Genomic DNA, 21248 nt, shown 5'->3' with positions numbered 1-21248 from the left:
GGTGCCCGGCCGACCGTGCGGCGCTGCACCGTCGACAACCCGGCGGGCATCGGCCTGGCCGTACTCGACGGCGGCGGTGGGGTGTTCGAGGAGTGCGAGATCGTCGCGGCCGGGCAGTCGGGTGTGGCGGTCCGCGGTGGCGCCCATCCGCGGCTGGAGCGCTGCCGCGTCCACCACACCGCGGGCGCGGGCATCACCGTCACGGGCGACAACTCCGCCCTGGAGGCGGTGGGTTGCGAGGTGTACGAGGTGCGGGGCAGCGGTGTGCAGATCACCGGGCGGGCCACGGCGCACCTCACCGACTGCGATGTGCACCGCACCACCGCCGACGGGGTCACCCTCGACACGGACGCCGTCCTCACCCTCGCCGACTGCCGCATCCACGACATCCCGGAGAACGCGGTGGACCTGCGCTCGCGTTCGGTGCTGACGCTGACCCGGACCACGGTGCGCCGGTTCGGGCGCAACGGGCTGTCCGTGTGGGACCCGGGCACGCGGGTGGACGCCAACCAGTGCGAGATCTTCGACAGCACCGGCGACTATCCGGCGGTGTGGGTCAGCGACGGCGCGACGGTGGTCCTCGACTCCTGCCGGGTGCACGACGTGCCGGACGCGCTGTTCGTCCTGGACCGGGGGTCCCGCGCGGACGTCGTCGACAGCGACCTGTCCCAGGTCCGCAACACCGCGGTGTCGGTGAGCGACGGCGCCACCGCACAGCTCGACGACTGCCGGATCAAGGAGGCCGCCACCGGCGCCTGGTTCCGTGACCACGGCAGCGGGGGCACGCTCAACAACTGCACGGTGGACGGCACGCAGACGGGCGTGATCGTCACCAAGGGCGCCGACCCCACCATCGAGCGCTGCACCGTCTCCTCCCCCGCCGAGGCCGGTTTCTACGTCTCCGCCGGGGGCCGCGGCAGCTTCCTGGGGTGCCGGGTGACGGGCAGCGGCGGCTACGGCTTCCATGTGATCGACGGCTGCCGTACGACGCTCAGGAAGTGCCGTACGGAGCGGTGCGCGCGCGGTGGTTACGAGTTCGCCGACGGCGGGCCGGACGCGGCGGCCGGGTCGGGGCCGGTGGTCGAGGACTGCACCAGCGACCAGAGCGGCGGGGTGCGCCCGCCCGAGGCGCGGGAGACGGCCGTGCAGCAGACGGCGAACCCGTCACCCGGTCTGCTGGGCGCCATCCCCGGGCAGCGCAGCACCGAGCAGGAGCCGCTGCTGACCGCGCCGGAACCGGAGCAGCCCGGGCGCACCGCGAAGGACGTGCTGGGCGAACTCGACGCGCTGGTGGGCCTGGACAGCGTGAAGCGGGAGGTCCGGGCCCTGACCGACATGATCGAGGTGGGCCGGCGGCGGCAGCGGGCCGGTCTGAAGGCCGCGTCGGTCAAGCGCCACCTGGTCTTCACCGGCTCCCCCGGCACCGGCAAGACGACGGTCGCGCGTCTGTACGGCGAGATCCTGGCCTCGCTCGGCGTGCTGGAGAAGGGCCATCTCGTCGAGGTGTCCCGGGTCGACCTGGTCGGTGAGCACATCGGCTCCACCGCGATCCGCACCCAGGAGGCGTTCGAACGGGCGCGCGGCGGGGTGCTGTTCATCGACGAGGCGTACGCGCTCTCCCCGGAGGACGCCGGGCGTGACTTCGGCAAGGAGGCCATCGACACGCTGGTGAAGCTGATGGAGGACCACCGGGACGCGGTCGTGGTGATCGTCGCCGGCTACACGGCCGAGATGGAGCGCTTCCTGTCCGTCAACCCGGGGGTGGCCTCGCGTTTCTCCCGCACCATCACCTTCGGCGACTACGGGCCCGACGAACTGCTGCGGATCGTGGAGCAGCAGGCCGAGGAGCACGAGTACCGGCTGGCCCCGGGGGCGGCGGAGGCGCTGGTGAAGTACTTCACCGAGATCCCGAAGGGTGCCGCGTTCGGCAACGGCCGTACCGCGCGCCAGACCTTCGAGGCGATGGTGGAGCGGCACGCGGGCCGGGTGGCACAGCTCGACGATCCGAGCACCGACGATCTGACGCTGCTCTACGCCGAGGACCTGCCGGCGCTGCCCTGAGCCTCCTGCCCTTCTTCCCGTGGGGCCGGCAGCTCCGGGCGGAGCCGTGCCAGCAGCCGTCGGCGCTCCTCGGCGAAGGCCGGGTCGGCCTGGTAGTCGGAGTGGCCGAGGATCGGGGCGGGCAGGGGATGCCGTGCGGTGCGGCCGTAGCCGAGCGGGTCCTTCAGCGGGGCGTGGTCCACCTCCGGGCCGCTGCCGCCGGGCAGCCCGATGGGGCCGCCGATGGGGTCGGTGAGCCGGTACAGGTTGCGCCAGCAGTCGACGTCGCGGTGCAGGCCGGCGAGGGCGGCCGGTCCGAAGTGGGCCGGGAACCAGCGGCCGTAGAGCCGGGTCAGCGGGGAGCCGTAGGTGAGCAGGGCGATCCGGCCCCGCGCGGACGGGGTGAGCTGCCAGGCCGCCGCGGCGGCCAGCACGCTGCCCTGGGAGTGGCCGGAGAGAACCAGCCGGCCGCCCGTGGCCCGGGTCCAGGTCGCCATCCGCCAGGTGAGGTCGGGCACCGCGCGTTCGGCGTAGCAGGGCGGGGCGAAGGGGTGGGCGGCGCGCGGCCAGAAGGTGCCGACGTCCCAGAGGATGCCGATGGTGCGCCGTGCGGAGGCGTCCTTGTAGGCGCGTCGGCCCCAGGTGACCAGCAGTATGAAGCCCAGCCCGATCAGCCAGGAGCCCAGCGTCTGCGCGGTCTCGGCGGCGCCCTGGACGACGGGGGGTGCCCCGTCGGCGGCCCCCACCGGTGTCCTGTCGGTGCCGAGGGCGCCCGCGAGGGCCGCGGCGCCCAGCAGGAGGGTGGCGGCGGAGGTGACACCGACGACGAGGGGGCCGTCGTCGGTGAGGGTGGCCATCGCGCGGGTGCGGGCGATCCGGCGGGTGCGCTCGGGGTCCTTGGGCTCGTCCGGGTACTCCCGTTCCACGACGGCGCGTTCGGCGCGGGCCAGCCGCCAGGCGTGGCCGGCCAGCCGGCCGCAGAGCACCAGCAGGATCAGCAGCAGCGGCGGGATGACGGACGCCTGCCAGGTGAGCAGGACCGGCGGCCCCGGGATGGAGGTGCCGGTGCCGTCCAGCCAGTCGGACACGCGCTGGGCGACCCCGCCGGACATCAGTCCGCCGAGCGCGCAGGCCAGCATGGCGACCGCCGGTCCGCCGAGGCCGTGCAGTGCGGCGCGGGGGCCTGTGCAGGCGTCTGCCGCTCGACCGGCGTTCCGGGCCGGGGGGCGGGCGCGGTGCAGTCGGTGTGCGGTGACGGCCAGGGCGACGACCAGGAGGCCCTGGCCCAGAGCGATGCCGCCGAAGGTGGCGTCGCCCGCCAGCCGGCCCGTCGAGTGCCACGCCGGGCGCGCCCACCCGGCGTACAGCGCGGCGAGCACGAGCAGCAGGAGTGCGCCGAGGGGCAGCCGCCGTACGAGGTGGCGGTCCAGTTGCCGGTCGAGCCGGTGCTCGCTGCGGCCCCGGCGGCAGACCACGCCCAGCACGACGGCCGCCGTGCCGGCCAGGGCGGCCAGCAGAAGCCAGCCCAGGGTGTCCAGTGCCGTGGAGCCGCCGGGGCGCCGGTCGGCGTGCGCGGCCGGAGTGGCGACGGCGGCGGCCACGGTCAGCAGACCGGCGGCGGTGTGGGCGGCGCGCAGCCGGGCCACCAGGCGGCGCCCGTACCAGAAGCCGGGGCGGCCCAGGGCGCCGCTGTCGTCGTCCTGCCCGGGTTCGCCCTCACGGGAGAGGGGCCGCTGGGACTCGTAGGCGCTCCAGGTGCGGTGGGAGAGGTACCACAGCAGGCCGGTGAGCGCGGTGGGGACCAGGGCGGCGAGGGCGAGCCGGCGGCCGGGCGTGCTCCACCAGCCCCCGGTGCCGGGTGAGAGGAAGCCGAGCCAGGAGTGACGCGCGGCGCACGCGCGCGTGCCCGCGCACTGCCAGACGGCGAGGTCGAGCGCGACCTCGCAGGCGGCGGCGACGAGCAGCACGGTCAGGGTCAGACCGGTGAGCCGGACGATCAGGCCGTACAGGCGCACGGTGCGGGAGCGGCCGTGTGCGGTGGGGCGCATCCAGTGGGCGAGGTTGACGACCATGAACGGAAGCAGCAGCAGCCACAGGGCCCGGCTGCCGTTGCCGGAGGTGAGGTTGCACCAGACGTACGCCTCGGGCACCGGCCGGCCGCCGCCGTGGGTCCGCTCCGGCCGGGTCTCGGCGTCGACGTCGGTGGCGCGCCGGTAGACGGCGGCCGTGTCGTCGCCGGTGACCCGCACGGTGCGCGGGTCGTCCAGCATCTTCTCCGGTGTGGTGCCGCCGACTCCGTGGACCAGGAGTTCCAGGGCGGCTCCGGCCGGTGCGGGCGGCGCGGCCGGGTCCGGCGCGCGGTCCGTGCCGGGCGGTTCGGCCGGGTGGGGCGCCGCTGGATCGAGCTGTGCGCGTTCCACTGTTCGCACTTCCCCCGTGATGCCGCGTCGTCGCCTGTGTCCGTGCGGACTCCAGGATCGCCGCCGCCGGCGTGCCCGCACACCCCCTCTAACGGAATCTCCACGATCCGGGTGACGGCTGCCGGCGCGAACCACACCCGGGCCGCGCGTGTCGTGGCAGGTGCGCGTCCCGGCGGGCGATGGCGCGACGGGGGGCGACCCGTGAAAGGATGGGACGTCCGCGCACCCGCGGTACGGCGAACCTCCTCGTCGGGGCGGGTACGCCGGGCGTGTCGGACGGTGTGAGGCGAAAGGAACCGGAGCACACGTGAGCGAGAATCAGAACCTCCTCGCGGAGCAGCGGCGCGCCCTGATCCTGGACGAGGTCCGCCGCCGTGGCGGTGTCCGGGTCAACGAGCTGACCCGGAAGCTCGGCGTGTCGGACATGACGATCCGCCGCGACCTGGACGCGCTGGCCCGCCAGGGTGTGCTGGAGAAGGTGCACGGCGGCGCGGTTCCGGTGGTGGAGGCCAGCACGCACGAGCCGGGCTTCGAGGCCAAGTCGGGTCTGGAGCTCACCGCGAAGGAGGACATCGCGCGGGCGGCGGCGCGGCTGGTCGCGCCGGGCACGGCGATCGCCCTGTCGGGCGGTACGACGACGTACGCGCTGGCCCATCATCTGGTGGACGTGCCGGACCTGACGGTGGTCACCAACTCGGTGCGGGTGGCGGACGTCTTCCACACCGCGCAGCGCGCCTCGGGCCAGCGGCAGGGCGCGGCGACGGTGGTGCTGACCGGCGGGGTGCGCACCCCGTCCGACTCGCTGGTGGGGCCGGTGGCCGACCAGGCGATCGCCGCGCTCCACTTCGACATGCTGTTCCTCGGCGTGCACGGGATATCGGCCGAGGCCGGTCTGTCGACGCCGAACCTCGCGGAGGCCGAGACCAACCGGCGGCTGGTGCAGTCCGCGCGGCGGGTGGTGGTGGTCGCCGACCACACCAAGTGGGGTGTGGTGGGCCTGAGTTCCTTCGCCACGCTGGAGCGGATCGACACGCTGGTGACGGACGCCGGGCTGCCGGCCGAGGCGCGCGCGGAGATCTCGGAGCACCTGCGGCTGGTGGTGGCGGGCGAGCCGGGGGACGAGGAAGACGTCTGAGGGGCCCGCGGGAGACGGCTGAGAGGCCCGCGGGAGACGTGTGAGAGGCCCGCGGGAGACGTGTGAGAGGCCGCGGGAGACGGCTGAGGGGTCGTCAGCTACGGTGGCCTCGGTGCTCGTTCCACCGCCTTGTCGCCGTGCGTGAAGGGGGTCTTGTCCATGGCTCACCGTCTGCGTCCCGTGGAGAGCGGCTTCGTGGAGACCGCGCCGGTCCGGCTGGTCTTCGCGCGGGAGGTCTCCGCCTCCCCCGAGCGGGTCTTCTCCGCGCTCGCCGAGGACGTGCCGGGCTGGGCGCGGTGGTTCCCGGGGGTGACCTCCGCGCGGCCGCTCGGGGGCGGCGCCAAGCGTGACATCCGGCTCTGGGGCGGGACGCGGTTCGAGGAGGCGGTCCTTGTCGCCCGGCCCGCCGAGGTGTACGCCTACCGGGTCGACGTCACCAACGCGCCGGGTGCCCGCGCCCTGGTCGAGGAGTGGCGGCTGGCACCGGCCGGGACGGGCACGCGGGTGCGGTGGACCGTCGCCGCCGACGGTACGGCGGTCTTCCGGCTCGCCGTCTCCCTGGGCCGGCCGGGATTCGGGCGTGCCTTCCGGGGGGCCGTGACCGCCCTGGACCGGCGCCTGTCCGGACGCTGACCGGCCCGGGGCGCACCGGTCGTCCGGGTCGTCCGGGTCAGCGCGGCCACTCCCCCGTGGCGAGAAAGGTGCCGATCGCGGCCGTGTAAGGTGCGCTGTCCAGTCCCTGTTCGGCCAGCCAGGTGTCCGAGTAGTACTTGTCGAGGTAGCGGTCGCCCGGGTCGCACAGCAGCGTGACGACGCTGCCCCGGCGTCCCTCGGCCAGCATCTCGGCGACGATCTTCAGGGCGCTCCACAGTCCGGTGCCGGTCGAGCCGCCGGCCTTGCGGCCGATGGCCCCCTCCAGCGCCCGTACGGCGGCCACGGCGGCCGCGTCGGGCACCTTCATCATCCGGTCGATGGCGCCGGGCACGAAGCTCGGTTCCATGCGCGGCCGGCCGATGCCCTCGATGCGCGAGCCGCAGTCGCAGGTGACGTCCGGATCGCCGGTCGCCCAGCCCTCGAAGAAGCAGGAGTTGTCCGGGTCGGCGACGCAGACGCGGGTGTCGTACTGCATGTAGTGGACGTAGCGCGCGAGGGTCGCGGAGGTGCCTCCGGTGCCCGCGGTGGCGACGATCCAGGCCGGTTCCGGGAAGCGTTCCAACTCCAGCTGGCGGAAGATGGATTCGGCGATGTTGTTGTTCCCGCGCCAGTCCGTGGCCCGCTCGGCGTAGGTGAACTGGTCCATGTAGTGGCCGCCGGTCTCCACCGCGAGCCGGGCGGAGGCCTCGTACATGGTGCGCGGGTCGTCCACGAAGTGGCACCGTCCGCCGTGGAACTCGATCAGGCGGCACTTCTCCGCGCTCGTCGTGCGGGGCATCACCGCGATGAAGGGCACGCCGATCAGCTTCGCGAAGTACGCCTCGGAGACGGCCGTCGAGCCGCTGGAGGCCTCGATCACCGGGCGGCCCGGCCGGATCCAGCCGTTGCACAGGCCGTAGAGGAACAAGGAGCGGGCGAGGCGGTGCTTGAGGCTGCCGGTCGGGTGGGTCGACTCGTCCTTCAGATACAGGTCGATGCCCCAGTCCTCGGGCAGCGGGAAGCGCAGCAGGTGGGTGTCGGCCGACCGGTTGGCGTCCGCCTGGACCTTGCGGACGGCCTCTTTGAGCCAGTCCCGGTAGCCGCTGTCGCTGCGGTCGAGGTCCAGGGTTTCACCGGTCCGGCGCTGCTCGGTGGTGCTCACGGCGGGACTCCTCACTCGGGGCGCCGACGGCGTGTCGCGCGGCCGGACGCCACCGATGATAGACACCTTCCGCACGCTTCTCACCTGCATAAACACCACTTTGAGCGGGTCAAAGACGGGCCTGGGGCACGGCTCGCCAGGGCGCGTCACCGGCGCACCGCGCGCATCGGTGGGGGCGCATTCGCGCGAATGCTCCGGGCGCCGGCCGGGACGGGGTCGCGCGCACTGGTGCCGCGTGGCGAAGGGGGGCAGACTGCACCGCGCGGGACGAAGAGCCCGACGGGACGCACAGGGGTCCCGGACGGACCACGCCGGCTCGGGGACTGTGCGGAGCCAGGAGCCGGCGGCGCGCACGAGGGGCGGCAGCGATGGCGGAACCCGAGTTCACGGCCACGGGCGTGCGGATCGCCCGACGGCTGCGCTCGCTCACCCGGGCCGGGCGGGTCCGGATCAGCGACGGCAGGCTGGAGTTGCTCACCAGCTACGGCAGCGAGATCGACAGCGCGCCGGTGCGTGCGGTGCGCGCGTCCAGGCCCTTGCTGGGCCCTGCCGACCGGGCGCTCGCCGACCTCAACGGCAACCGCTACTCGCTCACCCTGGGCGCGGCGGACCCCGCTCCGGGCGAGAGCGGACCGCCGGCGGCGCGCAGGTTCGTCGAGGCCGTCCGCCGGGCGGCGGGACGCGGCGGCTGACGCCGGTCGCGAAGGTGGCTCGAAGTTGCGGTGCCGAACCCCTTGCGTCACGCTGGTCTCACGTCACTCTGGGTTTACCGGCGATAACGCTGCGAACCAGCCCGCCGGCCACGACAGCAGGCGGCAGTGTCACGCAGGCGTCCTGCTGCATCCGAAACGTCGTGTTCTTCCGGACCTCAACGTCGGGGAGTCGCAGCCGTGATCAGTCACCCAAGCAGGCACTGCACGGTGGAGCTCCAAGCCCTGCCGTCGCGGATCGGCCAGGTCCGCAGAATCGTATCGGCGCACTTGCGCTACTGGCATCTTGACGCTCTGATCGACCGGGCGGCGCTCGGTGTGACGGAGTTGCTGACCAACGTCCACCAGCACGCCCGGCCCGACAAGTTGTGCACGGTCGAGCTCGAGCTGCTGCTCGACCGGCTCACGGTCTCCGTGCGCGACCACGATCCGCGTCTTCCCGTGGTGGAGGACCTGGGCGAGATCGCGCCGCTGGCCACCGAGGGCCGCGGGCTGGCGATGGTGGCCGCGATGAGCGAGAGCTGGGGCGCGCGCCCGGACGGCGAGCAGGGCAAGGTGGTCTGGTTCACCCTGCCGACCTCCGGGGGCCCGGTCACCGTACCGGCGCGCGTCCCACGGCTGGCGACCCCGGACCAGCCCGTGCGCCGTTTCACGGCGCCCGAGCCCGCGCTCGACGGCGCCGGGCCACCCGCCCACGCTCCCGCCCGGTCCGCCGTTCCCGGCTGACCGGGCGGTGACCGGCGCGCGCTATGGCGACCGGCGGCACCGCGTACTGTCCTGTACGCGGCGCCGCCGGTCGCCGCGGGCGACGTGCCGGTGTGGCGGTGGCCGGTGTGGCGGTGTGGCGGTGGCCCGCCGTGCCGGTGGCCGGTGTGCCGCTGTGCCGGTGGCCCGCCGTGCCGGTGGCCGGTGTGCCGCTGTGCCGCTGTGCCGGTGTGGCGGTGGCCCGCCGTGCCGGTGGCCGGTGTGGCGGTGTGCCGGTGGCCGGTGTGCCGGTGTGCCGGTGTGCCGGTGTGTCAGCAGCGGCCGTGCCCCGCCGGCACACAGGCCGCAAGCGGCACCGCACGCTCGTGAACGGCCGGAGAGCCACCGCGCACACCACCGACGGCCGCCCGACGGCCGCCCAACGGCCGCCCGACGGCCGCCCGACGGGCGTGCCCGTCGTGCCCCGAGCCGGACCAGGGCGGGGTCCGCCGTGCCGGGTGGGTTCGTCCGGTGAATCCGGTGTGTCCCGGGCAGCCGGTCGGCCACGGTCGGGGCAGCTCACCGACCGTGGCCGACCGGCGGCGGTGGTGTGTCACCGCCGGTGTGGCGGTCATTCCGTCGCGATGGCCCGCAGCACGTCCAGGCGGGCCGCGCGCCGGGCCGGGCGCAGACCGGCCAGGGCGCCGGCCGTGACGCCCACCAGGGCCACCACCGCGAGCCGCGCCGGCGGCAGGGAGAAGGCGAACGCCGTGTCGCTCGCTCCGTCGGACGCCTTCACCAGCACCCAGCCGAGGAAGGCGCCCAGGGCGAGACCGCCGGCCGTGCCGAAGGCGGCGACGAGCACCGACTCCCAGCGGACCATGGCCCGCACCTGGGCGCGGGTCTGGCCGACGGCCCGCAACAGGCCGAGTTCGCGCGTGCGTTCGTGGATCGCCAGCGTCAGCGTGTTGGCGATGCCGAGCAGCGCGATGAGGACCGCGAGGGCGAGCAGGGCGTAGACGAGGGTGAGCATCATGTCGATGCCGCCCGCCGAGGACTGCGCGTACTCGTCGCGGGTCTGCACCTGCGGGTTGCCGTACCGGGCGGCGGCCTTCTCGACGGCGGCCTTGCCGGCGTCCGCGCTCACCCCCGGCTTGAGGGAGACGGCGACGAGTGTGTCGGAGTCCTGGGTACGGTGCGGGGCCCAGGCCTCGCGGGTGATGACGTAGTCACCGGCGAGTTCGGACTGACCGTAGACCGCGCGGACCGTGAAGGTCTGTTTCTTGCCGTCGGTGAAGGTGAGCTGTGCCTTGTCGCCGGTCGTCAGGCCCTGCTTGTCGGCCTCGTTCCGGGTGAGGGCGAGTCCGTCGGCGCCCAGGTCGCCCAGGGAGCCCTGGACCGTGCCGAGGTCGAAGGTGCGGGCGAGCGCGGCGGGGTCGGTGACGGTCAGGGCCCGTCCCTTGCCGTCCACCTCGGCGACGCCCCGGCCCAGGCCGACCGCCGTGTCCACCTCGGGCAGTCGCTGGATCGCTCCGGCGAGCCGGGGGCTCAGCCCGCTGCCGCCCGCGCCGAAGGACGGCGTGCTCACGGCGAGGTCGCCCGCGAAGGAGCGTGCGACCGTCTGGTCCATGGTGGCCTTGAGGGAGGCGCCGAAGACCGTGAACAGTGACACCACGGCGACGCCGATCATCAGCGCGCTCGCGGTCGCGGCGGTGCGTTTCGGGCTGCGCAGGGCGTTGCGCCGGGCGAGGGCGCCGGTGACGCCGCGCAGCCGGTCGAGCGGTCCGCCGAGCAGCCGCACCACGGTGGTGGAGGCGACCGGGCCGAGGACGACGAAGGCGACGAGGGCGAGCACGGCGCCGAGGCCGGCCAGCCAGACGGACGGGGAGACCAGGACGCCCGTCAGGGTCGCCGCGATGGCCAGTGCGGCGAGGCAGGTCCCGGCGAGCGCGCGCGTACGGGACGCGCCGGAGGAGTCGACGGCCGTCTCGCGCAGCGCGGCGAGCGGTGCGGTGCGGCCCGCCCGCACGGCGGGCGCGAGCGCGGACGCCAGGCAGACGACCACGCCGACCAGCGGCGGCAGCACCATCGACAGCGGCTTGACGACCAGGTCGGCGTCCGGGAAGGGGAACCCGATCGCCGGGAACAGCGCCTGGAGCCCGGCGGCGATCCCGATGCCGCCCGCCAGTCCGGCGGCGGACGCGGTGAGCGCGACGGCGCTCGCCTCGGCGAGGGCGGAGGCGGTCACCTGGCGGCGGGACGCGCCGAGGGCGCGCAGCAGCGCGTTCTCGCGGGCGCGCTGGGTGACGACGATCGCGAAGGTGTTGTGGATGGAGAAGGTCGCCACCAGCAGGGCGACGCCGGAGAACACCAGCAGGAAGGTGGTGAAGATGGTCAGGAACTGGCTGGAGATCATGTCGGTGTTCTCCTGCGCGGACTCCTGACCGGTGATGGCCTCGACCCCCTCGGGCAGGACGGGAGTGACCCGGCGGACGAGTTCCGCCTGGGTCACGCCGGACGCGGCCCGCACCTGGATGCTCGCCGCCTCGCCGGGCCGGGCGGTCAGGTACTTCTCCGCGTCGGCCTGGGTCATGCCGGTGAAGGTGACCTGCGCCATGCCGTCCTCGCCGCCGAAGGTGGCGAGGCCCACGATCGTCACCCGGACGGGGTCGGGGGTGCGCAGGATGGTGGTGTCGCCGATCCGCAGGCCGCCCTTCTTCGCGGTGCCCCGGTTGACGACAACCTCGCCGGGCTTCGCGGGGGCGCGGCCCTCGGCGAGCTGATACGGGTTGAGCGTGGGGTCGGTGATCCAGTTGCCTGCGACGGTGGGCGGGCCCTGGCCGCCGATGGGCTTGCCGTTCTTGCCCACGAGCTGGCCCGCGCCCTGGATGTCCGGGGCGGCGGCCGCGACGCCGGGGACCCGCTCGAGGGTCTTCACCAGGGAGGTGTGCACCGGCTGTCGTACGCCCTGGCTCTCGCCGGGTGCGGTGATGGTGTCGGCGCTGCGCACGACGGCGTCCGTGCCGCCGGTGGCCTTGCCGAACATCGAGTCGAAACCGGAGCGCAGCGTGTCCCCCATGACGAGCGTCCCGGCCAGGAAGGAGACGCCGAGGAACACGGCGAGGAAGGTGCCGGCGAAGCGCCGTTTGTGGGCCCGCAGCGAGGAGAGGCTGAGCCTGAGGGATGTGTTCATGTCCTCACCTCGAAGGCCTTCATGCGGTCCAGGACCTTGTCGGCGGTCGGGGACTCCATGCGGTCGACCAGGCGTCCGTCGGCGAGGAAGAGGACCTCGTCGGCGTGGGCGGCGGCGACCGGGTCGTGGGTGACCATGACGACCGTGCGGTCCATCTGCCGTACGGCGCGGCCGAGCAGGCCCAGCACCTCCTGCCCGGAGCGGGAGTCGAGGTTTCCGGTGGGCTCGTCGGCGAAGACCACGTCGGGGCGCCCGGCGAACGCCCGGGCCACGGCGACGCGTTGCTGCTGTCCGCCGGAGAGCTCGGCGGGCCGGTGGAGCAGGCGGTCGCGCAGTCCGACGACGTCGACAAGTGCGTCGATCCACTCCGCGTCGCCCCTGGCGCCCGCCAGGTCCAGCGGCAGCGTGATGTTCTCCGCCACGGTCAGCGTCGGCACCAGGTTGAACTGCTGGAAGACGAAGCCGATGCGGTCGCGGCGCAGAAGGGTGAGGCGGCGGTCGTCGAGGGCGCTGAGTTCGGTGTCGCCGATGTGGGCGGTGCCGGAGGTGAGCGTGTCGAGCCCGGCCGCGCAGTGCATCAGGGTGGACTTGCCCGAGCCGGAGGGACCCATGATCGCGGTGAAACGTCCGGCGGGGAAGCCGACGGTCACCCCGTCCAGGGCCCGTACGGCTGTGTCGCCCGCGCCGTAGACCTTGACGGCGTCGGTGACCCGGGCGGCCATTCCGGCGGCCGGTCCCGGGGTGGAGGGTCCGGTGGTGGCGGCGGTCGTGGTGGTCACAGGGCACCGCCCTTGCCCGGACGGCCGAACTGCTCCTCCAGCACCGACAGACGGCGCCAGTACTCGTCCTCGTCGATCTCGCCGGAGGCGAAGCGGCGGCCGAGGACGGCGAGCGGGGAGTCGCCGGCGGGGCGGCCGTCGGCGCCGCGCCAGGGGCCGGCGGCCATGCCGCGCCAGGGTCCGCCGCGGCCGCGCCACGCCGTGCGGCGCAGGACGGTGACGGCGCCGACGACGACGGCCGCCCAGATCAACGGGAAGAAGAGGATCCACGGCCCGGGGTGGCCGTTCCATTCCGCCAGGGTCTGCATCTCGGTTCATCTCCTTGGAAGGGTCGTCCGGTGATGTCTCGAGAGTGGCTGCGAGGTGGGGTCCGGGTCGTCGTACGGCCAGCGGCAGTGCGCGTACCCCGCGGGGAGTACGGGGGCGTGCGGAGGCTGCTTCCCGAAGACGGCGCAAGGCCGTGGACAGACGGTCGACTTCTGTACCTACTAGTATGTACAGTGAGGGTATGAGCACCCCGGAGCGACTGATCGAGTCCACCCGCGAGCTGCTGTGGGAGCGCGGCTACGTGGGCACCAGCCCCAAGGCGATCCTGGAGCGCGCGGGCGCCGGGCAGGGCAGCATGTACCACCACTTCAAGGGCAAGCCCGACCTGGCGCTGGCCGCGATCCGGCGCACCGCCGAGGAGCTGCGCACCACCGCGGAGGGAGTACTCGGCGGCCCGGGAACGCCGTACGAGCGCATCGAGGCGTATCTGCGGCGGGAACGCGATGTGCTGCGCGGCTGCCCGATCGGCCGGCTGACGATGGACCCGGACGTCGTCGCCAGCGCCAAGTTGCGCGCCCCGGTCGACGAGACGCTCGACCGGATCCGTGAGCGGCTCGCCGGAATCGTCGAGGAGGGCAAGGAGCGGGGCCAGTTCGCGCCCTCGCTCGACGGCGAGGAGATCGCGGCGACGATCCTCGCGACCGTGCAGGGCGGCTACGTCCTGGCGCGCGCCTCCGGTTCCCCCGCCGCCTTCGACACCGGTGTGCGCGGACTGCTCTCCCTGCTCGCCCCGCCCTCCACCACGACCGACCGGCCCGAGACCTGACGGGGAAGGACCACCCTCACGATGCACGCGATGCAGTACGAAGTGACCCTGCCCGCCGACTACGACATGGGGGTGATCCGGGGCCGTGTGGCCCGGATCGGGCACCTGCTCGACGACTGGGAGGGGCTCGGTCTCAAGGCGTACCTGATGCGCGAGCGCGGGGGCGACGGCTCGCCGGTCAACCAGTACGCCCCGTTCTACCTGTGGAACACGGTGGAGGGCATGAACTCCTTCCTGTGGGGAGGCGCCTTCCAGGGGCTCGCCCATGACTTCGGGCGGCCCGTGGTGCGGCAGTGGACCGGTCTGGTCCACGAGGAGGGCGCCGCCGCGGACGCACCCGCCGCCGTCGCCGTCCGGCATCGCCTGCCCGTCCCCGAGGGCGTGGTGCTCGCGGACTTCATGGCGGACGAGGTGGACGCGGCCCGGCGGCTGGCGGCCCGGGACGGTGCGGTGCTCGCGGCGGCGGCGGTGGACACCGGCCGCTGGGAGCTGGTGCGCTTCTCGCTCTGGGCGCACCCGGAGTCCGCGGCCGAGGCGGCGGCGGGCGACGGCCTGGGCGAGGGCGAGGTGTTCCAGGTCCTGCACGTGTCCCGGCCCGGGCAAAAGACGCTGCCGCGGGGGCGCCAGTGGTGAGCGCCGTCCGTACGGTCCTCGGCGACGTCGCCCCCGGAGAGCTGGGCGTGACCGACGCCCACGACCACCTGTTCTTCCACAGCCCCCAGTTGCCCGGCCGGGAACTGGCGGACGCGGCGGCGGCACGGGCGGAACTGGACGCGTTCCGCGCGGCGGGCGGACGGAGCGTGGTGCAGTGGACGCCGTACGGGCTGGGGCGGCGGGCCGCCGACCTGCCGCCGCTCTCCCGGGCGGCCGGGGTGCACGTGGTCTGCGCGACGGGTCTGCACCAGGCGGTCCACTACGACCAGGAGGTGCTCGCCGCACTGCGCGGCCGGCTCGCGGAGGTCTTCGTCTCCGAACTGACCACGGGGATCGGCCCGTCGGGGGTCCGGGCCGGGCTCGTCAAGGTGGCCGGAGGTTTCCACGGCCTGGACGCGCACGCCCGCTGGACGATGACAGCGGCGGCCGAGGCCCACCACGCCACGGGCGCGCCCGTCGCGGTCCACCTGGAGATGGGTACGGCCGCCCTGGACGTACTGGACCTGCTGTGCGGGGAGTTGGGGATGCCGCCGCACCGGGTGATCCTCGGGCACCTCAACCGCTTCCCCGACGCCGTGGCGCAGCGCGAGGCGGCACGGAGCGGCTGCTATCTCGCCTTCGACGGCCCGTCCCGCACCCACCACGCCACCGACTGGCGCATGCCCGGCGGGGTACGGGCCCTTGCCGAGGCCGGGTTCGGCCACCGGCTGCTGCTCGGGGGCGACACGGTGGTCGCGGGCGCGCGGTCGGTCGACGGCGGCCCCGGCATGCCGTACCTGCTGCGCCGGCTCCGTCCGCGGCTCGCCGCCGAACTCGGCGCGGACCTCGTCGACCGCATCCTCACGGACAACCCGGCCGCGGCGTTCGCCGCCGACTGGCGGTGAGCGCGGCCCGGCCGCCGCGCCGGGTCGGCCGTCCGGCCCGATCCCGCACAACCTTGGCCCGGGCCCATCTTCCCGAGGCCGCGCCCGGCCGGAGGATGGAAGGACCCAGTCACCAGCAGAGGAAAGGCGGCGACCATGTCCCTGGAGATGCGCGACCACTGCGAACGCTGCGAGACCGCCGCGCTGCCGCCGGACGCGCCGGCCCGGATCTGCTCCTACGAGTGCACCTTCTGCGTGGCCTGCGCCGAAGGAATGCGCCACATCTGCCCCAACTGCGGCGGCGAGCTGGTCCCCAGACCCCGCCGCACCACGGCCGCCTGAAGGGAACCCCCGCCCATGCCCCTGGTCCGTATCGACGTCCTCGGGGCCGGCGCCGGCCGGCTCGACGCGCTCGGCCGTGCGGTGCACGACGCCCTGGTCGAGACGCTCGGTGTCCCGCCCGACGACCGGTTCCAGGTGCTCACCGCCCACGACGGCACCCGCGGCACCCTGCGCTACGACGACTACCTCGGCGTGCACCGCGACGAGGGCGTCGTCTACGTCGCGATCACCATGCGCTCCGGCCGCACCGACGCGCAGAAGCAGGCGCTGTACCGGCGCATCGCCGAACTCGCCGAGGCCTACGCCGGGACCGAGCCCCGCAACGTGTTCGTCACCGTCACCGAGAATGGGCCCGCCGACTGGTCGCTGGGCCACGGCGTGGCGCAGTACCTCACCGGACGGTCCGCACCGGACAGGAGGGCCTGACCGCTTCCGGGGCAATTCAGGCCAGTGCCCCCAACGGGTCGTCCAGGACCGGCTGCCAGGCCATCTCGGCGGCGCCGACCAGACTGTTGTGGTCCAGGGTGCAGGGCAGGATGGGGACGCCGCCGCTGCGGCCCCACAGGCTGCGGTCGGCGACGACCGCGCGCAGCCGGTCCGGGTCGGCGTCGAGCAGGGTGCGGTGCAGCCCGCCGAGGATGATCCGGTCCGGGTTGAGGATGTTCACCAGGCCCGCGAGGCCCAGGCCGAGGCGGTCGATCAGGGCCTCGGTGGCCGTGCGGACGGCCGGGTCGTCGTAGTGGTGGCGGATCAGGTCGTTGGCCTGCTGGAGCAGGGATACTTCCGGTCCCGGTTCGCGGCCCGCCGCGGTGAGGAAGGCCAGCGGGTCGGCCTCCACGTCGAGGCAGCCGCGGCTGCCGCAGTGGCAGGGGCGGCCCTCCGGGTTGACGGTCAGGTGGCCGACTTCGAGGGCCAGGCCCGAACTGCCGGTGTGCAGCCGCCCGTCCAGCACCAGCGCACCGCCCACGCCCCGGTGCCCGGTGGCCACGCACAGCAGGTCGCGGGCGCCGCGCCCGGCGCCGTGCCGGTGCTCGGCGAGCGCGGCGAGGTTGACATCGTTGGCCGCGAACGCCGGGCCCGTGATCCCGGCCGTGCGCACGCACTCGGCGAAGATCTCCCGTACGGGCGCGCCCGGGGGCCAGGCGAGGTGGAGCGGGTTCAGCGCCAGGCCCTCCGGTTCGGCGACCGCGGAGGGCACGGCGAGCCCGGCGCCGACGCAGCGGCGTCCGGTGCCGCGCAGCAGCTCGGCGCCGGCCTCGACGACGGAGCCGAGCACCTTGGCCGGGTCGGCGTCCACGGTCTCGCAGCCCGGCGCGGTCGCCACGATCCGGCCGCCCAGGCCCACCAGGGCCGCGCGGAAGCCGTCGGCGTGCACCTGCGCGGCCAGGGCGACGGGCCCGTCCTCGGCGACCGCGAGCCGGTGCGAGGGCCGTCCCTGCGAGCCGGCCGCCGCGCCCGGCCGGGCGTCCACCCGGATCAGGCCGAGCGCCTCCAGCTCGGCGGCGACCGCGCCGGCCGTGGCCCGGGTCACCCCCAGTTCGGCGGTGAGCACGGCCCGGGTCGGGGCGCGCCCGGTGTGCACGAGCTCCAGCGCGGGCCCGAGCGCACCGCGCCCCCGGTCCAGCCGCGTCCTGGAGGTGGTCCCTTCCCCCGCCGTCCGGGGGTCCGCCTTGCCGCTCATGAGGGGGAGTCTCCCATGATCCGCAGACCCGGCGGTCTACAGGCCGCTCACGCGGAGCGTGATGTTCAGCCGGCCGGTCAGCCCCAACTCGGGCGGTGCCGTGCCCGGATGGACCCGGGGCACGCCGTGGTACGCGAGCCGGGACGGGCCGCCGAAGACGAACAGGTCCCCGCTGCGCAGCTCGACGTCCGTGTAGGGCCTGGCGCGGGTCTCGGTGTTGCCGAAGCGGAACACGCACGTGTCGCCGAGGCTGAGCGAGACGACGGGCGCGCCGGACTTCTCGTCGCTGTCGCGGTGCATGCCCATGCGGGCGTCGGCGTCGTAGAAGTTGATCAGCGCGATGTCGTACGCCGCCCCGGCGGCCGGCGCCGGTCCGAGCGCGTCCGTCACCGCACGCCGGCCCAGCTCGCCCAGCCAGTCCGGGAACGGCTTGACCGGAGCGCCGTCCCCGTCGACGACCGTGCGGGCGTAGGCGTACGGGTACCAGTGCCGGCCGAGGCAGACCTGCCGGGCGGTCATGGTGCCGCCGCCGGGCGTGCGCACCGTGCGCAGGCCGGCCGGGGGGCGTGCCCACTCCCGGCAGGCGGCGAGCAGCTCGCGCTGCCGTGCCCCGTCCAGCCAGTCCGGTACGTGCACCGCGCCCGGCGCGATCTCCGCACGGCTGCGGGGGAACAGCTCGGCGTCCATGGGTCCCATCCTGCCGGAACGGGCCCGAGCCGTGCCTCGGCTAGCCTGGACGGACGATGAACGACCGTATGACGACCCCCTGGGGCGAGCTCGCGCCGGCCCGGTTCCCCGAGGACCCGCGTGACCGGCTGCGTGCCTGGGACGCCTCCGACGAGTATCTGCTGCGGCACCTCGCCCAGGAGGCGACCGACCTGTCCGGAACGGTCGTGGTCGTCGGGGACCGCTGGGGCGCGCTGGTGACGGCGCTGGCCGAGCACGGTCCGGTGCAGATCACCGACTCCTTCCTCGGGCAGGAGGCGACGCGTCGCAACCTCGCCCGCAACGGTGTCGAGCCCGGTGCCGTACGGCTGCTCACCACGCAGGACCCGCCGCCCTCCCGGATCGACGTGCTGCTGGTGCGCGTCCCCAAGAGCCTCGCCCTGCTGGAGGACCAGCTGCTGCGGCTGGCGCCCGCGCTGCACGAGGGGACGGTCGTCGTCGGCACCGGCATGGTGAAGGAGATCCACACCTCCACGCTCGCGCTGTTCGAACGGATCCTCGGCCCGACGCGGACCTCGCTCGCCGAGCGCAAGGCCCGGCTGATCCTGTGCACCCCGGACCCGTCCCTGGAGCGGCCCGCCAACCCGTGGCCGTACGGCTACGACCTGCCCGACGGCGTCGGCGCCGTCTCCGGCCGCCGGGTCGTCAACCACGCGGGCGTGTTCTGCGCCGACCGGCTCGACATCGGCACCCGCTTCTTCCTCCAGCACCTGCCCGAGGGCCGCGCGGCCCGCCGGGTGGTGGACCTGGGCTGCGGCAACGGAGTCGTCGGGACGGCGATGGCGCTGGCGAACCCCGAGGCCGAGGTGCTGTTCACGGACGAGTCGTTCCAGGCGGTGGCCTCGGCGGAGGCGACGTACAAGGCGAACGACGTGCCGGGGCACGCCGAGTTCCGGGTCGGCGACGGCCTGTCCGGGGTGCCGGCCGGGAGCGTGGACCTGGTGCTGAACAACCCGCCCTTCCACTCGCACCAGGCGACGACGGACGCGACGGCCTGGCGGATGTTCACCGGGGCGCGGCGCGCGCTGCGGCCCGGCGGCGAGCTGTGGGTGATCGGCAACCGGCACCTGGGCTACCACGTCAAGCTGCGCCGGCTGTTCGGCAACAGCCGGGTGGTGGCCAGTGACCCGAAGTTCGTGGTGCTGAAGGCCGTCAAGCGGTAGGCGGCGCGGGCCGCCGAGCGGTGGGAGGCGCGGCGGGTGTGCCGACCACGCCGATGATCCGCTCCGCCTCCCGTGCCATCGCCTCCCGGCCCACGCCGAGGTACTTGCGGGAGTCGACCGCCTCGGGGTGGGCGGTGAGGAAGTCGCGGATGGCGCGGGTCATGGCGAGGTTCAGCGCGGTGCCGACGTTGATCTTGGCGAGGCCGCCGGCGACGGCCGCGGTCAGCTCGCCGTCGGGCACGCCGGAGGAGCCGTGCAGGACGAGCGGGACGTCGAGCGTGCCGGCCAGGCGCTTGACCAGGTCGTGGTCGAGGGCCGCGGTGCGCTCGGTCATGGCGTGGGAGTTGCCGACGGCCACGGCCAGGGCGTCCACGCCCGAGTCGGTGACGAACGCGTGCGCCTCGCCGGGGTCGGTGCGGGCGCCGGGCGCGTGGGCGTCCAGCGGCGGCCGGCCGTCCTTGCCGCCGACCTCTCCCAGCTCCGCCTCGATCCACAGTCCCTGGGCGTGTGCCCAGGCGGCGGCGGCCCGCGTCGCGGCGAGGTTCTCCGTGTACGGCAGCCGGGAGGCGTCGTACATCACGGAGCTGAAGCCGGCGCCGGGTGCCTGGCGCAGCAGGTCGTCGCTCTGCACATGGTCGAGGTGCAGGGCGACGGGCACGGCGGCGCGTTCGGCGGCGGCGGCGGCCGCGCGGGCGAGCGGCAGCAGCCGCCCGCAGCGGAACTTGACCGCGTTCTCGCTGACCTGGAGGACGACCGGCGCACCGGCCGCCTCCGCGCCGGCGACGACGGCCTCGATGTGTTCCAGCGTGATGATGTTGAAGGCGACGACGGCGGAGCGCGCGGCAGCGGCGCCGCCGACCAGCTCGCCGGTGGCTGCAAGCGGCACGGCCGGTCCTTTCCGGGTGGGGGTCGGGGCGTCAGGGGATGAGGATGACCGAGCGGGTGAGGTGGCGCGGCTGGTCGGGGTCGAGGCCGCGGGCCGCGGCGACGGCGACCGCGAGCCGCTGGGCGCGGACGAGTTCGGCGAGCGGGTCGAGTCCGCCGTCCACCCACAGCCCGCCGGTGGCGCGCACCTGGTCGGCGAGGCCCTCCGGCGCCCGCCCGAGCATCCAGGTCGCCGTGCCGTGCGTGGTGATGCTGATGGGGCCGTGCCGGTACTCCATCGCCGGGTAGGCCTCGGTCCAGGACAGTGAGGCCTCGCGCATCTTCAGGCCGGCCTCGTTGGCGAGGCCCACGGTCCAGCCCCGCCCCAGGAAGGTGAACTGCGTGCAGTCGACGAGCCCCTCGGGCAGCGGCTGGGACAGCGCGGTGCGGGCGTCGGCGACGACGGCGTCGGTGTGCAGCCCGAGGTGGGCGCGGAGCAGGGTGAGCGCGGTGGTCGCGAACCGGGTCTGCACCACGGAGCGTTCGTCGGCGTAGTCGAGCACGACGACGTCGTCGGCGGCGGACATGACCGGGGTGCCGGGGTCCGCGGTGACGGCCGTCGTGCGGGTACGGCCCTTCATCCGGCCCAGCAGGTCGAGCACCTCGGTGGTGGTGCCGGAGCGGGTGAGGGCGAGGACCCGGTCGTAGGAGCGGCCGTGCGGGAACTCGGAGGCGGCGAACGCGTCCGTCTCGCCCTGCCCGGCGCCCTCGCGCAGCGCGGCGGCGGCCTGCGCCATGAAGTACGACGTGCCGCAGCCGACGATCGCCACCCGCTCCCCCGGCGCGGGCAGCGCCCCGCCGTGTCCTGCGGCGTCGGCCGCGACACGGGTCCAGCACTCCGGCTGGCTGGTCAGCTCGTCCTCGACATGGCTCATGGCCACACCCTCCCGGGGCGATGATTGATTGTTCTTGCAAGATTGCCGTGCTTTTCGAGCAGAATCAAGCATTTGCCTCCGAGTCGGGTGCGCTAGGGTCACGGAGGGTCGAGGAACGGAGGCCGCGGATGTCGCGCGATGCCCGGTGGAAGGCGCTGCTGGAGCTGCTCG

20 protein-coding genes are annotated in these 21248 nt (G+C 74.4%); 11 read left to right on the top strand and 9 right to left on the bottom strand.

Annotated features, from left to right (window positions below; genetic code table 11):
• Positions 1–2061: right-handed parallel beta-helix repeat-containing protein (locus ABZ484_RS34430; RefSeq protein WP_358869889.1), on the top strand; the 2061-nt coding region annotated here is incomplete at its 5' end.
• On the opposite strand, the gene ABZ484_RS34425 is transcribed toward ABZ484_RS34430, so the two are convergent.
• The gene (locus ABZ484_RS34425) at positions 2031–4355 is read right to left on the bottom strand and encodes a hypothetical protein (RefSeq protein WP_358869892.1); all 2325 of its coding nucleotides are present in this window, start codon (positions 4353–4355) and stop codon (positions 2031–2033) included. The two genes, ABZ484_RS34430 and ABZ484_RS34425, sit on opposite strands and share 31 nt — an antisense overlap.
• A gap of 412 nt (positions 4356–4767) precedes the next feature.
• On the opposite strand from ABZ484_RS34425, the gene ABZ484_RS34420 reads away from it, so the two are divergent.
• Both ABZ484_RS34420 and ABZ484_RS34415 read left to right on the top strand, forming a co-directional pair.
• Entirely contained in the window at positions 4768–5595 is an 828-nt protein-coding gene (locus ABZ484_RS34420; protein ID WP_358869888.1) for a DeoR/GlpR family DNA-binding transcription regulator, read from the top strand.
• Positions 5596–5754: 159 nt separating this feature from the next.
• Positions 5755–6228: an SRPBCC family protein gene (locus ABZ484_RS34415; RefSeq protein ID WP_358869887.1), complete on the top strand. Its 474-nt coding sequence runs from the start codon at positions 5755–5757 to the stop codon at positions 6226–6228.
• Positions 6229–6265: 37 nt separating this feature from the next.
• Here ABZ484_RS34415 and ABZ484_RS34410 read toward each other — a convergent pair whose 3' ends face one another.
• Complete coding sequence (locus ABZ484_RS34410; protein ID WP_358869886.1) at positions 6266–7390, bottom strand: PLP-dependent cysteine synthase family protein; 1125 nt, start codon at positions 7388–7390, stop codon at positions 6266–6268.
• 368 nt (positions 7391–7758) lie between these two features.
• On the opposite strand from ABZ484_RS34410, the gene ABZ484_RS34405 reads away from it, so the two are divergent.
• Both ABZ484_RS34405 and ABZ484_RS34400 read left to right on the top strand, forming a co-directional pair.
• A complete protein-coding gene (locus ABZ484_RS34405; protein ID WP_358869885.1) occupies positions 7759–8082 on the top strand; it encodes a hypothetical protein in 324 nt (107 codons plus the stop codon).
• A 198-nt stretch (positions 8083–8280) separates the two neighbouring features.
• On the top strand, positions 8281–8826 hold the full coding sequence (locus tag ABZ484_RS34400) for an ATP-binding protein (protein WP_358869884.1): 546 nt from the start codon (positions 8281–8283) through the stop codon (positions 8824–8826).
• A gap of 589 nt (positions 8827–9415) precedes the next feature.
• Here the strand turns inward: ABZ484_RS34400 and ABZ484_RS34395 are convergent.
• From ABZ484_RS34395 to ABZ484_RS34385, 3 genes are read right to left on the bottom strand one after another with little or no spacing between them, the layout of a single operon-like run.
• Positions 9416–11977, bottom strand: coding sequence for an FtsX-like permease family protein (locus ABZ484_RS34395; RefSeq protein WP_358869883.1), 2562 nt, complete (start codon positions 11975–11977; stop codon positions 9416–9418).
• Positions 11974–12699: an ABC transporter ATP-binding protein gene (locus tag ABZ484_RS34390; protein ID WP_358869891.1), complete on the bottom strand. Its 726-nt coding sequence runs from the start codon at positions 12697–12699 to the stop codon at positions 11974–11976. The genes ABZ484_RS34395 and ABZ484_RS34390 overlap by 4 nt, the downstream gene beginning before the upstream one ends.
• 53 nt (positions 12700–12752) lie before the next feature.
• Entirely contained in the window at positions 12753–13064 is a 312-nt protein-coding gene (locus tag ABZ484_RS34385) for an SHOCT domain-containing protein (protein WP_358869882.1), read from the bottom strand.
• Between the two features lie 200 nt (positions 13065–13264).
• Here ABZ484_RS34385 and ABZ484_RS34380 point away from each other — a divergent pair, with 200 nt between their 5' ends.
• The 5 genes from ABZ484_RS34380 (at position 13265) to ABZ484_RS34360 (ending at position 16134) form a co-directional block, all read left to right on the top strand.
• Positions 13265–13849 (top strand): TetR/AcrR family transcriptional regulator, encoded by a 585-nt coding sequence (locus ABZ484_RS34380; RefSeq protein WP_358869881.1) that lies wholly within the window; start codon positions 13265–13267, stop codon positions 13847–13849.
• 21 nt (positions 13850–13870) lie between these two features.
• A complete protein-coding gene (locus ABZ484_RS34375) occupies positions 13871–14482 on the top strand; it encodes a DUF4865 family protein (RefSeq protein WP_358869880.1) in 612 nt (203 codons plus the stop codon).
• The gene (locus ABZ484_RS34370) at positions 14479–15387 is read left to right on the top strand and encodes a phosphotriesterase (protein WP_358869879.1); all 909 of its coding nucleotides are present in this window, start codon (positions 14479–14481) and stop codon (positions 15385–15387) included. The genes ABZ484_RS34375 and ABZ484_RS34370 overlap by 4 nt, the downstream gene beginning before the upstream one ends.
• A 135-nt stretch (positions 15388–15522) precedes the next feature.
• Complete coding sequence (locus ABZ484_RS34365; protein ID WP_358869878.1) at positions 15523–15708, top strand: DUF1272 domain-containing protein; 186 nt, start codon at positions 15523–15525, stop codon at positions 15706–15708.
• Between the two features lie 15 nt (positions 15709–15723).
• The gene (locus ABZ484_RS34360; RefSeq protein WP_358869877.1) at positions 15724–16134 is read left to right on the top strand and encodes a tautomerase family protein; all 411 of its coding nucleotides are present in this window, start codon (positions 15724–15726) and stop codon (positions 16132–16134) included.
• Between the two features lie 16 nt (positions 16135–16150).
• On the opposite strand, the gene ABZ484_RS34355 is transcribed toward ABZ484_RS34360, so the two are convergent.
• Positions 16151–17389 (bottom strand): ROK family protein, encoded by a 1239-nt coding sequence (locus ABZ484_RS34355; protein WP_358869876.1) that lies wholly within the window; start codon positions 17387–17389, stop codon positions 16151–16153.
• Positions 17390–17425: 36 nt separating this feature from the next.
• The gene (locus ABZ484_RS34350) at positions 17426–18076 is read right to left on the bottom strand and encodes an alpha-ketoglutarate-dependent dioxygenase AlkB (RefSeq protein ID WP_358869875.1); all 651 of its coding nucleotides are present in this window, start codon (positions 18074–18076) and stop codon (positions 17426–17428) included.
• 68 nt (positions 18077–18144) lie between these two features.
• Between ABZ484_RS34350 and ABZ484_RS34345 the strand changes: the two genes are divergently transcribed.
• Positions 18145–19278 (top strand): methyltransferase, encoded by a 1134-nt coding sequence (locus ABZ484_RS34345; RefSeq protein WP_358869890.1) that lies wholly within the window; start codon positions 18145–18147, stop codon positions 19276–19278.
• Here ABZ484_RS34345 and ABZ484_RS34340 read toward each other — a convergent pair.
• The gene (locus tag ABZ484_RS34340; RefSeq protein WP_358869874.1) at positions 19268–20164 is read right to left on the bottom strand and encodes a ketose-bisphosphate aldolase; all 897 of its coding nucleotides are present in this window, start codon (positions 20162–20164) and stop codon (positions 19268–19270) included. The two genes, ABZ484_RS34345 and ABZ484_RS34340, sit on opposite strands and share 11 nt — an antisense overlap.
• A gap of 31 nt (positions 20165–20195) precedes the next feature.
• Positions 20196–21077 (bottom strand): SIS domain-containing protein, encoded by an 882-nt coding sequence (locus ABZ484_RS34335; RefSeq protein ID WP_358869873.1) that lies wholly within the window; start codon positions 21075–21077, stop codon positions 20196–20198.
• Positions 21078–21248: the final 171 nt, after the last annotated feature.

This window comes from Streptomyces sp. NPDC006393 (assembly GCF_040628575.1).
Taxonomy (GTDB): domain Bacteria; phylum Actinomycetota; class Actinomycetes; order Streptomycetales; family Streptomycetaceae; genus Streptomyces.
The sequence above is the reverse complement of the archived record's forward strand: the minus strand, read 5'-3'. Positions and strand labels throughout refer to the sequence as shown.

Coding starts and splice junctions, on each gene's coding strand:
- ABZ484_RS34415 (WP_358869887.1), top strand. CDS start 5,755: ATGGCTCACCGTCTGCGTCCCGTGGAGAGCGGCTTCGTGGAGACCGCG.
- ABZ484_RS34405 (WP_358869885.1), top strand. CDS start 7,759: ATGGCGGAACCCGAGTTCACGGCCACGGGCGTGCGGATCGCCCGACGG.
- ABZ484_RS34395 (WP_358869883.1), bottom strand. CDS start 11,977: ATGAACACATCCCTCAGGCTCAGCCTCTCCTCGCTGCGGGCCCACAAA.
- ABZ484_RS34390 (WP_358869891.1), bottom strand. CDS start 12,699: ATGGCCGCCCGGGTCACCGACGCCGTCAAGGTCTACGGCGCGGGCGAC.
- ABZ484_RS34385 (WP_358869882.1), bottom strand. CDS start 13,064: ATGCAGACCCTGGCGGAATGGAACGGCCACCCCGGGCCGTGGATCCTC.
- ABZ484_RS34380 (WP_358869881.1), top strand. CDS start 13,265: ATGAGCACCCCGGAGCGACTGATCGAGTCCACCCGCGAGCTGCTGTGG.
- ABZ484_RS34375 (WP_358869880.1), top strand. CDS start 13,871: ATGCACGCGATGCAGTACGAAGTGACCCTGCCCGCCGACTACGACATG.
- ABZ484_RS34365 (WP_358869878.1), top strand. CDS start 15,523: ATGTCCCTGGAGATGCGCGACCACTGCGAACGCTGCGAGACCGCCGCG.
- ABZ484_RS34360 (WP_358869877.1), top strand. CDS start 15,724: ATGCCCCTGGTCCGTATCGACGTCCTCGGGGCCGGCGCCGGCCGGCTC.
- ABZ484_RS34355 (WP_358869876.1), bottom strand. CDS start 17,389: ATGAGCGGCAAGGCGGACCCCCGGACGGCGGGGGAAGGGACCACCTCC.
- ABZ484_RS34350 (WP_358869875.1), bottom strand. CDS start 18,076: ATGGACGCCGAGCTGTTCCCCCGCAGCCGTGCGGAGATCGCGCCGGGC.
- ABZ484_RS34345 (WP_358869890.1), top strand. CDS start 18,145: ATGACGACCCCCTGGGGCGAGCTCGCGCCGGCCCGGTTCCCCGAGGAC.
- ABZ484_RS34335 (WP_358869873.1), bottom strand. CDS start 21,077: ATGAGCCATGTCGAGGACGAGCTGACCAGCCAGCCGGAGTGCTGGACC.